Raw genomic sequence first — 15,492 nt, 5'->3', positions numbered from 1 at the left:
ACATACTGTATTAGGAACAAAACAATAATGAATACCTTAGGTCAAAATTTAGAACAGCGTTTTTTTCGTTATCTCGCTGTTGAGAGTCAAAGTGATGCAACAGCATCAATAGTACCAAGTACTCAAGGACAACTTGAACTAGCGAAATTACTCGCTAAAGAGCTAGAAAGTTACGGGTTAAAAGATATCTATATCGATTCTCATGCCATTTTATATGCAATGAGACCGGGTAATAAACCTACCGCACCTAAAATAGGCTTTGTTGCTCATTTAGACACTGTTGATGTGGGATTATCACCTGTTATTCATCCTCAAACACTGCGTTATGAAGGTAAAGATCTCTGCTTAAATCAACAGAAGGATGTTTGGTTTAAATCTCAAGAGCATCCTGAAGCGGTGCCTTATGAAGGTGAAGATATTATTTTTAGCGATGGCACTAGCGTATTAGGTGCCGATAACAAAGCCGCAATCACTGTAGTGATGGAGTTAATGGATAAACTACAACAAAATAATTTTGATTGTGGTGATATCTATGTCGCGTTTGTACCCGATGAGGAAATTGGACTACGCGGTTCTAAGTTGATGGATTTATCGCGCTTTAACGTTGATTTTGCTTACACCATTGACTGTTGTGCACTAGGTGAAGTGGTATATGAAACCTTTAATGCGGCATCGATTAATGTCTCAGTTAAAGGCATTACGGCACATCCAATGTCAGCAAAAAACGTATTGTTAAATCCAATCCGTGTCGCGCATGATTTCATTGGCTGCTTTGATCGCTTTGATACCCCAGAACACACAGAGCATCGCGAAGGCTATTTCTATGTGACAGACCTTATCGCAAATCCTGATAATGCCGTGATTAAAATGGCTATTCGTGATTTTGATAAGAAAAGTTATGAAGCACGTAAACAGTTTATTAAGCAGTCTGTTGCTTTGATCCAAGCTCGCCATCCTCGTGCACAAATCGACTATGAGATTGTCGATGTGTATAGCAATATCAGTGATTCGATTGGGGAGGATCGCACAGCTATCGAACTTATTTTTGAAGCGTTAAAACAGTTAGATATTCAACCAAACGTTATTCCAATGCGTGGTGGTACTGATGGTTCAGCACTTTCAGCGCGAGGCTTGCTCACACCCAACTACTTTACAGGCGCATTAAATTTCCATTCTCGCTTTGAGTTCTTACCTGTTAGCTCATTTGAGAAAAGCTATTTAGTCACTGAAATGCTTTGCCGTTTAGCAGGACAACGCGGTTAATCGAGTCTCTAGTAGACATAAAAAAGCGGAGCCGTTTTCACGACTCCGCTTTTTTTATCTAACTTGGTATAAAACTAGATATCAATATTCGCTGCTTTTAACGCATTCTCTTCGATAAAGGCACGGCGAGGTTCTACTGCATCACCCATTAAGGTAGTGAATAGTTCATCCGTTGCAATAGCATCTCTAACGGTTACTTGCATCATACGGCGTGTTTCAGGGTTCATGGTCGTTTCCCATAACTGCTCAGGATTCATTTCACCCAGACCTTTATAGCGCTGTACACCTAATCCACGACGTGACTCTTTAGTTAACCAATCAAGCGCTTCTTCAAAACTAGCGACAGGCTGACGACGCTCACCACGTTCAATAAAGGCACCTTCTTCAATCAGGTTACCAATAATGTCGCCTAAATTCGTAATACGGTGATACTCGCTACTATGGATAAAGTCGTAATCCAGTTTATAGTCAGTATCAACGCCATAAGTACGAATACGCAATACTGGCTCATAAAGACGGCTTTCATCATTTTGAGTAATGGTATAACTGTAAGTACTGCCTTGATCTTCAGCTTCATTTAAGCGATTAACTAAACCGCTCATCCACTCTTCCACTTTTGTTTTATCAGATAAAGCGTCTTCTGTCAGTGTTGAGTGATAAACCAAACTATTTAGCATACTCAGCGGATAAATACGCTCCATACGACGAATGATTTTATGAGCCGCATGGTAGTCAATAACCAATTTTTCTAACTGCTGTCCGTGCATTGCTGGTGCATGTTCGCTCACATAAAGAGCGGCACCATCAAGGGCGATAGACATCAGATATTCATCCATCGCGTCGTCATCTTTGATATATTGCTCTTGTTTACCTTTTTTCACTTTATACAGTGGCGGTTGAGCAATAAAGATATGACCACGTTCGATAATTTCTGGCATTTGACGATAGAAGAAGGTCAATAACAGTGTACGAATGTGAGAACCATCGACGTCCGCATCCGTCATAATAATGATGCTGTGATAACGTAGTTTATCTGGGTTATATTCATCACGACCGATACCGCAACCTAATGCAGTGATGAGCGTTGCGACTTCTTGTGAAGCCAGCATTTTATCAAAACGCGCTTTTTCAACGTTCAGGATCTTACCTTTCAGAGGAAGAATTGCCTGTGTTTTACGGTTGCGCCCTTGTTTTGCCGAGCCTCCCGCAGAGTCCCCTTCCACTAAATACAATTCAGAGAAAGCGGGGTCACGTTCAGAGCAATCTGCTAACTTACCTGGTAAGCCACCTAAATCTAATGCGCCTTTACGACGCGTCATTTCACGTGCTTTACGAGCTGCTTCACGCGCACGCGCTGCATCAATAATTTTACCCACAACGATTTTGGCATCATTTGGGTTTTCTAATAGATACTCAACTAGTTTTTCGTTCATCAGCGTTTCTACTGCTGTTTTCACTTCTGAAGAAACCAGTTTATCTTTAGTTTGTGATGAGAATTTAGGATCAGGCACTTTAACAGAAACAACAGCAATCAGACCTTCACGTGCATCATCACCTGTTGCACTGATTTTAGATTTTTTGCTGTAACCTTCTTTATCCATATAGCTGTTTAAAGTACGCGTCATTGCTGTACGGAAACCAACTAAGTGGGTACCACCATCACGTTGAGGAATATTATTGGTAAAGCAATAAACGTTTTCTTGGAAACCATCATTCCACAACATCGCGACTTCAACATTAATGTTGTCTTTTTCTGTAGAAAAATAGAAAACATTCTGGTGAATCGGCGTTTTATTGCGGCTTAAGTATTCAACAAATGCCTTAATACCACCTTCATAGTGGAAATGATCTTCGCGGTTATCACGTTTATCAATTAAACGAATAGAAACGCCTGAGTTTAAGAAAGAGAGCTCACGTAGACGTTTAGCTAAAATTTCATATTGGAACTCAGTCTCACCTTTAAAGGTATCCAGACTTGGCCAAAAACGAACAAAAGTGCCTGATTTTTCAGTATCGCCAATCACTTTTAAGCGATCATCAGGAACACCATGACGATAAATTTGCTGATGGATCTTTCCTTCACGATGAATCGTTAGTTCAAGTTTTTCAGATAACGCATTTACAACTGAAACACCGACACCATGAAGTCCACCAGAAACTTTATAGGAGTTATCATCAAACTTACCGCCAGCATGCAGAACAGTCATAATAACTTCTGCTGCTGAAACACCCTCTTCTTCATGAATACCCGTAGGAATACCACGACCATCATCTCGAACAGAGACTGAATTATCTGAATGGATGGTGACAAGAATTTCGTCACAGTAACCCGCGAGGGCTTCGTCGATAGCGTTGTCAACTACCTCGAAGACCATATGATGCAGACCGGTTCCATCATCTGTATCCCCGATATACATACCCGGGCGCTTACGCACCGCATCCAGCCCTTTTAATACTTTGATACTTGAGGAGTCATATGTATTCGACATCAACGTTTCTCGCTTTATTCTTATGGTTTAACCTCTATTTTGCCACGTTCTACGCTAAATAGCCTGCTATTTACATCTAGCATATCTTTAACTTGCCCTTGTGTTATCGCACTGACAAACACTTGAGCTTGCGTAGATTTTAAACGCTCAGCCAACAATTGACGTCGGCTTGCATCTAATTCAGAAGCAAAATCATCGAGCAGATACAGGCATCTTTGCCCATTCTTACGAGTGAAATATTCACCTTGTGCCAGCCTTAATGCACACATTAATAACTTAAGCTGACCTCGTGACAACATATCTTCTACTGGCGTACCATCAGCTCGAATGCGTAAATCCGCTTTATGAGCACCTAATGAGGTATAAGCCAGTAATTTGTCACGTTCAAATTGACGCGCTAATACTTCTGCATATTCAGTTTCTTTATCCCATCCTCGTTGAAAACTCACTTTTAACGAAAACTCAGGGAGAAATAACCGGCACGTCTCTTCAATATCTTTGGCGATATCTGCAGTATATTGCGCTCGCCATTCACTTATCTGTTGTGTTAACGCGATAAGTTCTTTATCCCAAGGCATAAGCTGCCGATAAGATGACGCCTGCCTTAGTGCTGCATTACGCTGTTTTAAAACGCGTTTTAGATCTGACCATGCAGCAAAAAACTGAGGTTCATTATGAAAGCATCCCCAGTCAATAAATGCACGACGGTATTTAGGACCACCATTGAGTAATGTAAAACCTTCAGGTGTAATCAATTGCATTGGTAACAGTTTTGCTAACTCTGCAATTTTATGTCCATCACTACCATCAATCCGAACGGTACTATTACCTTCTCGGTTCTTACTTAATCCTATCGCATAACCGCGGCTATCTTCATGTCGCCCAGTTAAGCGACCATGAAGAATAAATTCATTTTCATCATGCTTGATAACGCGATTAGCTTGAGAACTACGAAATGCACGTCCATGCCCTAATGTATAAATCGCTTCAAGTATACTCGTTTTCCCGCTGCCATTGGCGCCCACAAGGAAATTAAAGCCATCCGCTAACGGCAAATCCGCCTCTTCAATATTTCTAAAATTGCGGATCAATAAACGGGATAAAATCATCTTCTTAACGATTATAAACGCATTGGCATAACGACATAAGCAGCCGCTGGACTTGCTACATTTTCTACCTGAACACTCGAAACAGCATCAGTTAGTAACAATTTAACTTCTTCACATTTTAATGTGTTAAGCACATCAAGAAGGTAACTGACATTAAAGCCGATTTCCATCTCTTCGCCCTGATACTGAACATCAACAATCTCTTCCGCTTCTTCTTGTTCCGGGTTATTGGCTGTTATCTTTAATTGGCCGTTGGTGAGGTTAATACGCACACCACGGAATTTTTCATTTGATAAAATTGCCGCACGAGAAAATGCTTGTTTAAGAATATCACAACCCGCAGTGACTGTTTTATTCGGGTTTTTCGGTAATACGCGACGATAATCAGGGAAGCGACCATCAACGAGCTTAGAAGTGAAAATAAAATCACCCACATGCGCACGTAAATTATTACTACCAATTTGCAGTTGTAATAAGCTTTCACCACCACCATCGAGTAAACGCATTAATTCAATAACACCTTTACGTGGGACAATAACAGAATGCCCGGGTAAAGATTGTCCTATATCCATAGAACATACCGCTAAACGGTGTCCATCTGTTGCGACTGTACGTAACTCTGTATTTTCTGTTTCAAACAACATACCGTTAAGGTAATAACGCACATCTTGATGCGCCATTGAAAATTGAGTGGACTCAATTAAACGTTTTAATGTTGCTTGAGGTAAAGTGAATTCAACCTCACTTTGCCAATCATCTAAGTTTGGAAAATCAGATGCAGGTAGCGTCGATAATGAGAAACGACTACGACCAGAACGAACTAAAAGGCGATCACCATCCAATTCGACACTGATTTCAGCACCTTCTGGCAACCCACGCCAAATATCAAAAAACTTACGTGCGGGTACTGTGGTTGCACCTATTTCATGAGACTGGCTGAGGTTAACTCTCGCCATCATCTCCATTTCAAGATCAGTACCTGTCAGCGATAAGGTATTTTCAGTTACCTTAAGCAACAAGTTTCCTAAAATAGGTAAAGTCGGACGACCACCTAAAGGGCCACTGACCTGTTGTAGCGGCTTTAGCAGCTGTTCACGTTCAATGATAAATTTCATAGCGCTAGGATGATAATGTTCTGATTAAGTTAGAAAAATCTTCTTTGATATCGTGACTTTCTTCACGCAGTTGCTCTATTTTTCTGCATGCATGAAGGACCGTTGTATGATCACGACCACCAAAGGCATCCCCGATTTCAGGCAAGCTGTGGTTTGTTAATTCCTTCGCCAGCGCCATTGCCATTTGCCTCGGACGGGCAACCGAGCGAGATCGTCGCTTAGACAGTAAATCTGCCACCTTAATTTTATAATATTCTGCGACTGTTTTTTGAATATTATCAATAGTGACTAATTTTTCCTGCAATGCGAGTAAATCACGTAATGCTTCACGCACAAAATCTATCGTAATAGCACGACCAGTAAAATTAGCGTTAGCAATAACTCGGTTTAATGCACCTTCAAGCTCACGGACGTTAGAACGAAGTCGCTTAGCAATAAAGAAAGCCACTTCATCAGGTAACTGAATCTGATTTTCATCCGCTTTTTTCATTAAAATCGCCACTCGGGTTTCAAGTTCAGGTGGCTCAATAGCAACCGTTAATCCCCAACCAAAGCGTGATTTTAATCTATCTTCAACACCGTTTATCTCTTTAGGATAGCGGTCTGAAGTTAAGATAATTTGCTGATTACCTTCTAATAGAGCATTAAAGGTATGAAAAAATTCTTCTTGTGAACGCTCTTTATTAGCAAAAAATTGAATATCATCAATTAGCAAAGCATCCACAGAGCGATAATAGCGTTTAAAATCTTCTATAGCATTATTTTGTAACGCTTTTACCATATCTTGTACAAAACGTTCGGAATGCATATAAACCACTTTTGCATTTGCCTTACGTTCCATAATGCTATTACCGACTGCATGTAATAAGTGTGTCTTACCAAGCCCTGTACCACCATAAAGAAACAGTGGGTTATAAGCACCACCAGGGTTATCAGCAACTTGTCTTGCTGCTGCTCTTGCAAGCTGGTTTGATTTACCTTCAACAAAGTTGTCGAATTTATGTTTAGGATTGACGTTTGAACGATAACTAAGCTCAGGTAACTGAGAAGAGTGATGATTATCCCAACTAGGACGAATAGGTTGACTATTTATCGGAGCGGGGCTAACTGTAGCAGTATGTGTAACTGCTCTTGGAACACTCTCAGTTGTACGCGTTGATATCGGTTTATTACCAACTTCAAAACGCAAAGAAGGGACTTCAGATCCACAAAAATCAACTAAAAGTGCATTAATATTATTAATGTATTTTTCTCTCACCCAATCTAGAACAAAACGATTAGGTGCATACAGCGCCAGCGTGTTATCGCTCAGTTCTGCCTGCAGGGGACGTATCCACATACTAAATTCAGTGGCAGGTAACTCATCCTGCAAGCGGGCAAGACAATGCTGCCAAAGCGAAAGTGACACGGCGGACTCCCCTCAAAAACAAGACTAAAAAATAAACAGGAAAAATATGATTAAAGACTACTTGATTAAATACTTAGGTACACAACACCGTTCCTTTACATCTTTCAATAAGGAACAACTTATGGTGACAACGATTTTTTTGTATCGTTTCCACGAAAGCAGACTGGCTACTCTGGATCGTGACGGGGGATCATATCGCAAAACGAAACGAAGATCCTCTTTCTTTTACACAGTTTTCATGGTTTTTATCCACAGGCTTACTAATTTGTGATAATGCGCCAAATGAAATATGTAAAGGCATTCTAGTGTACTTGAGTCACCCCATAAATAGCAATTGGGGATAACTTTCTCTTTAAAGAAACCCCACTTTATTATTAAAGACGATCAACAATCTGTTGATTGATCCACCAAAGATCCTTGCGCTTTCATACTGAGTCCGTATAATCTTCCACCCTGCGTGCTTGCACTAACATGTCACCCTTTTCTGTCCTATTTTAGGTCGTTGATTTGAGTGTCTGTTATGCATAAGCAAGGATTGATTTTCGGGTTTGCTAAAAAAGACGACAAAAATCGGTACTTAAAGCGTCATCTTCATTGACGCATTTGAGCGATTTTATTACAATCCCGCATCTTTCCATCATTGATGCTGCGATTGAAGTATCGGTTTGTTTATTTAGACATGCCAATCTGTCAACGCATTTGCTGAATCAGTAATTATATTAAGTAGGTAGAAATCGCCATGAAACGCACTTTTCAACCGTCTGTACTGAAGCGCAACCGTAACCACGGCTTCCGCGCTCGTATGGCCACTAAAAATGGTCGTCAAGTTCTGGCTCGCCGTCGTGCGAAAGGCCGCTCTCGTCTGACCGTTTCTTCGAAATAATAAAAGCTAACCATTCCGTGGTTAAGCTAGCTTTTCCAAGGGAGTTACGTTTGTTAACTCCCAAGCATTTCAATTTTGTTTTCCAGCAGCCACAGCGCGCGAGTTCACCAGAAGTTACTATTTTGGGTCGCCAGAATGAGCTGGGGCATCCCCGCATCGGTCTAACAATCGCAAAGAAAAACGTAAAACGTGCTCATGAGCGTAATCGTATTAAACGATTAGCCCGTGAATACTTCCGTTTACATCAGCATGATTTACCGCCGATGGATTTTGTGCTGTTAGTAAGAAAAGGGGTCGCTGAACTTGATAACCATCAATTGACGGAAATGTTGGGTAAATTATGGCGTCGTCATTGTCGCTTGGCTCAAAAATCCTGATCTTGCTGATTAGGGCCTATCAACTGGGGATTAGTCCTCTGTTGGGGCCCCGTTGTCGTTTTAATCCTACGTGCTCTCATTATGGAATTGAGGCATTGCGCAGGTTTGGAATGATAAAAGGTAGTTGGTTAACAGTGAAACGCATATTAAAATGCCACCCTTTACACGAAGGTGGTGATGATCCTGTCCCACCTAGAAAAAACGACGATAACAGAGAAAATTAACGATGGATTCGCAACGCAATCTTCTATTCATCGCTTTGCTGTTCGTTTCTTTCCTGATCTGGCAGCAGTGGGAGGGTGATAAAGTATCACAAAACACCACCACTACTACTCAGGTCTCGCAACAAGCGGACATGCCAAGCAGTGATAGTCTTGCTGTGACTGGTAACAGCAATGAGCAGGCAAAATTGATTACCGTAAAAACTGATGTACTTGATCTACGCATCAATACACAGGGCGGTACTATCGATGAGGCTGATTTGTTAGCCTATCCAGCCGAGCTTAATTCCGATACACCTTTCCGTTTACTGGAAACTACACCTCAATTCCTGTATCAGGCTCAAAGTGGCTTAATCGGCCCTGATGGTCCAGATCAGAAATCTCGCCCTGTCTATAGTGCTGACAAAGCACAATTCGTTCTTGATGCAAACCAAGATGAATTACGTGTACCAATGACTTATGTGAATGAAGATGGCGTTAAATTCGTCAAAACCTTTATTCTGAAAAAAGGTCAGTATGACATCGGTATTGATTACACCATTGAGAATACAACAGACAAAACACTGACAATGAACTTCTATGGTCAGTTAAAACAGTCTGTTAAGTTACCAGAAAGCCGTGATACTGGCAGCAGCAACTTTGCTCTGCACACTTATCGTGGCGCGGCGTATTCATCAGATGAAACCAACTATAAAAAATATAGCTTTGGTGATATTGAAGATAAAAACTTATCTCTGACAACACACAATGGTTGGGTTGCGATGTTACAACAGTACTTCGCAACAGCATGGGTACCATCCAAAGAGAGTCAAAATAACAGCTTTTATTCTATTACTCTGGAAAACAAATCCATCGCTCTGATTGGTTATAAATCAGCACCAGTAACTATTGCACCTAATAGTACTGCTGATATCACCTCTACATTATGGGTTGGTCCAGAAATTCAGTCTGAAATGTCGGCTATTGCCCCTCATTTAGACCTGTCTGTAGACTACGGTTGGTTATGGTTTATCTCTCAGCCACTGTTTAAACTGCTGAAGTTCCTTCACAGCTTTATCGGTAACTGGGGTTTCTCCATCATCATGATCACCTTTATCGTTCGTGGTATCATGTACCCGCTGACTAAAGCGCAGTACACCTCCATGGCAAAAATGCGTTTACTGCAACCAAAAATGGCTGCGCTTCGTGAACGTATCGGTGACGACAAACAACGTATGAGCCAAGAAATGATGGCGTTATACAAACAAGAGAAAGTGAATCCTCTGGGTGGTTGTTTACCACTGATTATCCAGATGCCAATCTTCCTTGCATTGTATTATATGCTGATGGGCTCCGTTGAATTACGTCATGCACCATTTATTGGTTGGATCCAAGACTTGTCTGCTCAAGACCCGTACTACATCCTGCCATTATTAATGGGTGTGACAATGTTCATCATTCAGAAACTGTCTCCAACAGCAGTCACTGATCCGATGCAACAAAAAATCATGACCTTTATGCCGGTTGTGTTTACCGTATTCTTCCTGTGGTTCCCATCAGGTCTGGTTCTGTACTATATCGTCAGTAACTTAGTGACCATTATCCAGCAGCAATTAATTTATCGCGGTCTGGAAAAACGTGGCTTACACAGCAGAGACAAAAAATAAGGTCACATGAGGAAAAACCTCTTCCTTGATTACATTCAAAGGAAAGTGACATAAAATAGCGAAGGCGGTCATTGTAGACCGCCTTCTGTTTTTTTATTTTTAGATGATTAATGATTATTCTGATTAAGCGAGTACACCATGCATAGCACTGATACTATCGTCGCTCAGGCAACACCTCCTGGAAGAGGCGGTGTTGGTATCCTACGCGTTTCTGGCCCTAAAGCCGCTCAAGTTGCACAAGTGGTTTTAGGTAAACTACCAAAACCTCGTTATGCCGATTATCTGCCATTTCGTAATGAAGATAATTCAGTGCTTGATCAGGGTATTGCCTTATTCTTCCCAAATCCAAATTCCTTTACAGGTGAAGATGTTTTAGAACTTCAAGGTCATGGTGGTCCTGTTATTCTGGATTTGTTGTTAAAACGTATTTTACAAATTCCCGGAGTGCGTATTGCTAATCCTGGTGAATTTTCTGAGCGTGCATTTCTTAATGACAAACTCGACCTTGCACAAGCAGAAGCGATTGCTGACTTAATTGATGCAAGTTCAGAGCAAGCCGCTCGCTCGGCAATTAACTCTCTACAAGGTGCATTTTCATCTCATATTAACGAGATGGTTGAGTCTTTAACCAATCTGCGGATCTATGTTGAAGCTGCCATTGATTTCCCTGATGAAGAGATTGATTTTCTTTCTGATGGAGTGATTGAAGGGAAACTCGACACTGTTATGGCTGAACTTGATGATGTACGTGCTAAAGCACATCAAGGCAGCCTATTACGTGAAGGTATGAAAGTGGTTATCGCGGGTCGTCCTAATGCGGGTAAATCGAGTTTACTTAATGCATTAGCAGGTCGAGAAGCCGCAATTGTTACTGATATCGCCGGTACAACTCGTGATGTACTACGTGAACACATTCATATCGATGGGATGCCTTTACATATTATCGATACTGCAGGTTTACGTGAAGCCAGTGATGAAGTAGAGCGCATTGGTATTGAACGTGCATGGAAAGAGATAGAACAAGCTGATCGAGTGCTATTTATGGTCGATAGCACCACAACCGATGCAACCGCACCTGAAGATATCTGGCCTGATTTTATGGCTCGTTTACCAAGTACATTACCCGTTACGGTTATTCGCAATAAGTCCGACTTAACTGGCGAAAATGTAGAAATCACCGCCCAAGGTAACTACCCAATGATCCGTTTATCGGCTCGCGATGGTATGGGTATTGAATTACTTCGCTCACACTTAAAAGAAGCGATGGGCTTTAGCGGTAATACTGAAGGTGGTTTTTTAGCACGACGTCGCCATTTACAGGCATTAAATACCGCAGCGGAACATTTGCAGCAAGGTCATGAGCAACTGGTTTATGCAAAATCAGGTGAGTTATTAGCAGAAGAGCTAAGACTCGCTCAGCAAGCGTTAAGTGAGATCACGGGTGAATTTACTTCTGATGACCTGTTAGGTCGTATTTTCTCTAGTTTTTGTATTGGTAAGTAATTACTAATATTTACCTGCTATACCGTGTAAATGTGTTTTTAACGGCTATAGCAGGTAAAGTAAAATCTACACGCTATAACCATTAAACCTTGATCTACACGCTATAACCGGTATATTAGATATTAACGCCTATAACCGGTAGAATATAATGATCATAATTAACGCCTATCAGCTCAGCGTCCATCTAAAAGATGTGCGATTAACAAAAAAGCTTTCTCAAGGTAAAGTCGCCCAAAAAGTAGGAATTCGACAAGATACTGTGTCCAATTTTGAACTTAATCCTAATTCCACTAAGCTAGAAACCTTTTTCAAACTACTCTCCGCACTGAATTTAGAGATGGAAATTCATCCTAAAGATGCTAAAAGTAATTTAGCACACAAAAGTGAATGGAAAGAGGAGTGGTAAATGGCGAGTCTTGATGTGTATATGAATGAATATTATGTGGGCATTTTTACTAAGAAAAGCTCAGGTGCGCATTCATTCCAATATACTGAAGATTGGGTTAATCAACCGGGAAGTCGTCCTATCTCTCTTTCTATGCCACTACAACTTCAAGAATATCAAGGCGATTGCGTCTATAATTTCTTTGATAATCTTTTACCTGATAATACTGAAATTAGAAATCGTATTGTGAGTCGCTATAATGCAAACTCAAGTCAACCATTTGATCTATTAGCTGCCATCGGTGCAGATACCGTTGGCGCATTGAGGTTACTTCCTAGTGGCAGTACACCCACTAATATCAAAAAAATAGAATATAGCAAACTTAACGAATCTGAACTTGAAAAAATTCTGCTAGGATATCAATCCCGTACTCCACTTGGTATGCTTGAAGAATACACTGATTTCAGAATTTCCATTGCTGGAACTCAAGAAAAAACCGCATTACTTTTAAAAGATAGTCATTGGTGTGTGCCACACAATAACACACCAACTACACATATTATTAAGCTACCCATTGGGGTGATTGAAGGTCATTCTTATACGATAGATTTATCTAATAGCGTAGAAAATGAATATCTTTGTACCTTAATTGCCAAAGAATTTGATCTCCCTGTTCCTCATTGTTCTATTATAGAAACTAAAAGTATTAAAGCACTTGCTGTAGAACGTTTTGATAGAAAATACGCATTAGATAAATCGTGGATAATACGTTTACCTCAAGAGGATTTTTGCCAAATTCTAAACATGCCTTCAGCTCTAAAATATGAAAATGAAGGAGGACCTGGCATTATCGATATCATGAATTATTTACTTGGTTCGTCAAATGCAGATCAAGACCGTTTTCATTTTATGAAATCTCAAGTGCTATTTTGGCTTTTAGCGGCAATAGATGGTCATGCAAAGAACTTCTCTGTTTTTATCAACCAAGAAGGGCGTTTTCATCTCACTCCTTTTTACGACATTATGTCTATCTATCCCTATTTTGGAGGAAGAGGTCTCAATCCACGAGATGCAAAACTCGCAATGGGATTACAAGCAAGCCGTGGTAAAAAATACCCTATAGAGCAAATATTTCCTCGCCACTTTTACAAAACTGCCGAAGCTGTCGGATTTGAATGTTCATTAATGACTGATATCTTTAATTATTTTTATAAAGAAATGGACAATGTAATAAAACGCGTAAAACAACAACTTCCTGAAGATTTTCCGACTGATATTAGCAATACAATATTAAATGGTATGAAAGCTCGCTCTACACGATTAGCGAATATTTAGATACTACCTGCTATACCGTGTAAATGTGTTTTTAACGGCTGCAGCAGGTAAATGATAAGCTGTCGATGTTGCACTTGGTAACGAATTCTTTTTTCAAAAATGAGAAAATTTAAAATAATTCACTTATTTTCTTTCTACCTTTTACATTCATATATTTAAATAGAGATTATTAATTTATTTATTAATAATCTCTATTTAAAAACCTAGAAGTTTATTTAGTTGTTAATTAGCTAACTATTTCAATAACGCAAACGTTTACTTTCTCTTTTTATTTTCCCTAATAAAAATAGATTTTTAATGTCGCATAAACACGCATATTAATTGTGCTTTTTAATGATCTAAATATAGTAAAGCAACTAATGACAATGCTAAACTTCGCGTTTAGTTAACGGGGTAATTATCCCCCCTTATTATTAAGAGTGAATAGTGAAAACGCTTTTTTTTACTGCGCTGACAACAGGCATTCTTTCTGCCGTTTGGGCTTTTGTTGCTAATCAGTTTGGGCTATTAAGCTGGGCTGGTTTTCTAGGATGTACGGCTTATTTTGCTTATCCTAAAGAGGGGCTTAAAGGATTAGCCGTTACTATTGCCACTATTATGAGTGGTGTTATTTGGGCATTAGCGATTATTTATGGCAGTAACTTATTTAACGATATCTCAATATTGGGTTATGCCATTACTGGCGTCATCGCTTTTGTTATGTGTATTCAAGCTAAAAGCACCTTACTTGCCTATATTCCGGGTACTTTTATTGGTGCTTGTACGCTATTTGCCGCTCAAGATAACCTACCTCAAATTATAATTTCATTAATTGTTGGGGTTTTATTTGGTTATTCAATGAAAATGAGTGGACTTTGGGTTGCACAAAAGTGGCGTACTGCTTAGTAAAACAATTTAATAGTAATAAAAAAAGCTGTTTATAACACACTGTTAGAACAGCTTTTTATGGTTAATAACATCGCTATTTAGCAAGGGATGATCATCGGTGTTCCAGCTATTGGATCAGGCATAATTTGGCATTCCAAATCAAATACCTGCTTAATCAACGCTTCGTTAACGATTGTTTGTGGCTCACCTTGAGCAACAATTTTCCCTTTTACCATCACTACTAGATTATCAGCATAACGACACGCCTGATTTAAATCATGTAATACAGCAACAACGGTGCGACCTTGTTCTCGATTAAGTTTGCGAAAAATATTAAGTAGCTCTATTTGATAAGCAATGTCGAGGTAAGTGGTTGGTTCATCTAACAATAAAATATCCGTTTGCTGTGCTAACACCATAGCAACCCAAACTCGTTGACGCTGCCCACCTGATAACGACTCAACCGTTTTATCAGCAAACTCAGTAACTCCCGTCTCTTTCATTGCGGTTTCTACTGCTAATTTATCTTCTTGGCACCATTGGTGCATAAAGCTTTGATGAGGAAAACGTCCTCTGGCAACTAAATCTGCAACGGTAATACCTGCGGGTGCCTGCATTGTTTGGGGCAATAATGCCATTTGACGCGCTAATACTTTGGTTGAAAAATCAGTTAATCGTTGATTATCTAAAGAGATATGCCCTGCTAATGGTTTAAGTAAGCGGCACAAACTACGCAAAAGTGTTGATTTACCACAACCATTTGGACCAATGATCACAGTAACTTGTTTATCAGGGATGGTTAATGAAATATCGTGGCAAATTGTGGTTTGTTGGTATCCCAGCTTTAAACTATGAGTCTGTAGTCGGCTATTGTTCATCACTTTATCTTTC

14 protein-coding genes are annotated in these 15,492 nt (G+C 40.0%); 9 read left to right on the top strand and 5 right to left on the bottom strand.

What is annotated here, in order from left to right:
• The first annotated feature begins 27 nt into the window (after nucleotides 1-27).
• A complete protein-coding gene (pepT, locus tag ABN099_RS14835) occupies nucleotides 28-1,263 on the top strand; it encodes a peptidase T (RefSeq protein ID WP_349464724.1) in 1,236 nt (411 codons plus the stop codon).
• 74 nt (nucleotides 1,264-1,337) lie between these two features.
• Here the strand turns inward: pepT and gyrB are convergent, their stop codons facing one another.
• The 4 genes from gyrB to dnaA are packed head-to-tail and all read right to left on the bottom strand — an operon-like array spanning nucleotide 1,338 to nucleotide 7,384.
• A complete protein-coding gene (gyrB, locus tag ABN099_RS14830) occupies nucleotides 1,338-3,752 on the bottom strand; it encodes a DNA topoisomerase (ATP-hydrolyzing) subunit B (protein ID WP_349464722.1) in 2,415 nt (804 codons plus the stop codon).
• Between the two features lie 20 nt (nucleotides 3,753-3,772).
• The gene (recF, locus tag ABN099_RS14825) at nucleotides 3,773-4,861 is read right to left on the bottom strand and encodes a DNA replication/repair protein RecF (protein ID WP_349464720.1); all 1,089 of its coding nucleotides are present in this window, start codon (nucleotides 4,859-4,861) and stop codon (nucleotides 3,773-3,775) included.
• A gap of 11 nt (nucleotides 4,862-4,872) precedes the next feature.
• Entirely contained in the window at nucleotides 4,873-5,976 is a 1,104-nt protein-coding gene (gene dnaN / locus ABN099_RS14820) for a DNA polymerase III subunit beta (RefSeq protein WP_349464718.1), read from the bottom strand.
• 4 nt (nucleotides 5,977-5,980) lie between these two features.
• Nucleotides 5,981-7,384 carry a chromosomal replication initiator protein DnaA gene (gene dnaA, locus ABN099_RS14815; RefSeq protein WP_349464716.1) on the bottom strand — a complete coding sequence of 468 codons (1,404 nt, stop codon included), beginning with the start codon at nucleotides 7,382-7,384 and terminating at the stop codon, nucleotides 5,981-5,983.
• A 739-nt stretch (nucleotides 7,385-8,123) separates the two neighbouring features.
• On the opposite strand from dnaA, the gene rpmH reads away from it, so the two are divergent.
• From rpmH to ABN099_RS14775, 8 genes are all read left to right on the top strand, one after another.
• Nucleotides 8,124-8,267, top strand: coding sequence for a 50S ribosomal protein L34 (rpmH, locus tag ABN099_RS14810; protein ID WP_036933424.1), 144 nt, complete (start codon nucleotides 8,124-8,126; stop codon nucleotides 8,265-8,267).
• 17 nt (nucleotides 8,268-8,284) lie between these two features.
• Nucleotides 8,285-8,644: a ribonuclease P protein component gene (gene rnpA, locus ABN099_RS14805; protein WP_349464714.1), complete on the top strand. Its 360-nt coding sequence runs from the start codon at nucleotides 8,285-8,287 to the stop codon at nucleotides 8,642-8,644.
• On the top strand, nucleotides 8,608-8,868 hold the full coding sequence (yidD, locus tag ABN099_RS14800) for a membrane protein insertion efficiency factor YidD (RefSeq protein ID WP_064718396.1): 261 nt from the start codon (nucleotides 8,608-8,610) through the stop codon (nucleotides 8,866-8,868). Before rnpA ends, yidD begins: the two co-directional genes overlap by 37 nt.
• Nucleotides 8,869-8,870: 2 nt before the next feature.
• Nucleotides 8,871-10,511 (top strand): membrane protein insertase YidC, encoded by a 1,641-nt coding sequence (yidC, locus tag ABN099_RS14795; RefSeq protein ID WP_349464712.1) that lies wholly within the window; start codon nucleotides 8,871-8,873, stop codon nucleotides 10,509-10,511.
• Nucleotides 10,512-10,649: 138 nt separating this feature from the next.
• Nucleotides 10,650-12,014: a tRNA uridine-5-carboxymethylaminomethyl(34) synthesis GTPase MnmE gene (gene mnmE, locus ABN099_RS14790; protein ID WP_349464710.1), complete on the top strand. Its 1,365-nt coding sequence runs from the start codon at nucleotides 10,650-10,652 to the stop codon at nucleotides 12,012-12,014.
• Between the two features lie 148 nt (nucleotides 12,015-12,162).
• On the top strand, nucleotides 12,163-12,420 hold the full coding sequence (locus tag ABN099_RS14785) for a helix-turn-helix domain-containing protein (RefSeq protein WP_349464708.1): 258 nt from the start codon (nucleotides 12,163-12,165) through the stop codon (nucleotides 12,418-12,420).
• Nucleotides 12,421-13,734, top strand: coding sequence for a type II toxin-antitoxin system HipA family toxin (locus tag ABN099_RS14780; RefSeq protein WP_349464706.1), 1,314 nt, complete (start codon nucleotides 12,421-12,423; stop codon nucleotides 13,732-13,734). It begins immediately after the preceding gene.
• A gap of 426 nt (nucleotides 13,735-14,160) precedes the next feature.
• Entirely contained in the window at nucleotides 14,161-14,619 is a 459-nt protein-coding gene (locus tag ABN099_RS14775; protein ID WP_349464704.1) for a DUF1097 domain-containing protein, read from the top strand.
• Between the two features lie 80 nt (nucleotides 14,620-14,699).
• Here the strand turns inward: ABN099_RS14775 and ABN099_RS14770 are convergent, their stop codons facing one another.
• Entirely contained in the window at nucleotides 14,700-15,479 is a 780-nt protein-coding gene (locus ABN099_RS14770; RefSeq protein WP_349464702.1) for an ABC transporter ATP-binding protein, read from the bottom strand.
• Nucleotides 15,480-15,492: the final 13 nt, after the last annotated feature.

This window comes from Proteus hauseri, assembly GCF_040139125.1.
Lineage (GTDB): Bacteria > Pseudomonadota > Gammaproteobacteria > Enterobacterales > Enterobacteriaceae > Proteus > Proteus hauseri_B.
The sequence above is the reverse complement of the archived record's forward strand: the minus strand, read 5'-3'. Positions and strand labels throughout refer to the sequence as shown.

Bases quoted from the DNA above. Each gene is read 5' to 3' on its own strand.
- mnmE (WP_349464710.1), top strand. From the start codon at position 10,650: ATGCATAGCACTGATACTATCGTCGCTCAGGCAACACCTCCTGGAAGA.
- gyrB (WP_349464722.1), bottom strand. From the start codon at position 3,752: ATGTCGAATACATATGACTCCTCAAGTATCAAAGTATTAAAAGGGCTG.
- recF (WP_349464720.1), bottom strand. From the start codon at position 4,861: ATGATTTTATCCCGTTTATTGATCCGCAATTTTAGAAATATTGAAGAG.
- rpmH (WP_036933424.1), top strand. From the start codon at position 8,124: ATGAAACGCACTTTTCAACCGTCTGTACTGAAGCGCAACCGTAACCAC.
- ABN099_RS14770 (WP_349464702.1), bottom strand. From the start codon at position 15,479: ATGAACAATAGCCGACTACAGACTCATAGTTTAAAGCTGGGATACCAA.
- ABN099_RS14780 (WP_349464706.1), top strand. From the start codon at position 12,421: ATGGCGAGTCTTGATGTGTATATGAATGAATATTATGTGGGCATTTTT.
- pepT (WP_349464724.1), top strand. From the start codon at position 28: ATGAATACCTTAGGTCAAAATTTAGAACAGCGTTTTTTTCGTTATCTC.
- dnaN (WP_349464718.1), bottom strand. From the start codon at position 5,976: ATGAAATTTATCATTGAACGTGAACAGCTGCTAAAGCCGCTACAACAG.
- ABN099_RS14785 (WP_349464708.1), top strand. From the start codon at position 12,163: ATGATCATAATTAACGCCTATCAGCTCAGCGTCCATCTAAAAGATGTG.
- yidC (WP_349464712.1), top strand. From the start codon at position 8,871: ATGGATTCGCAACGCAATCTTCTATTCATCGCTTTGCTGTTCGTTTCT.
- yidD (WP_064718396.1), top strand. From the start codon at position 8,608: ATGGCGTCGTCATTGTCGCTTGGCTCAAAAATCCTGATCTTGCTGATT.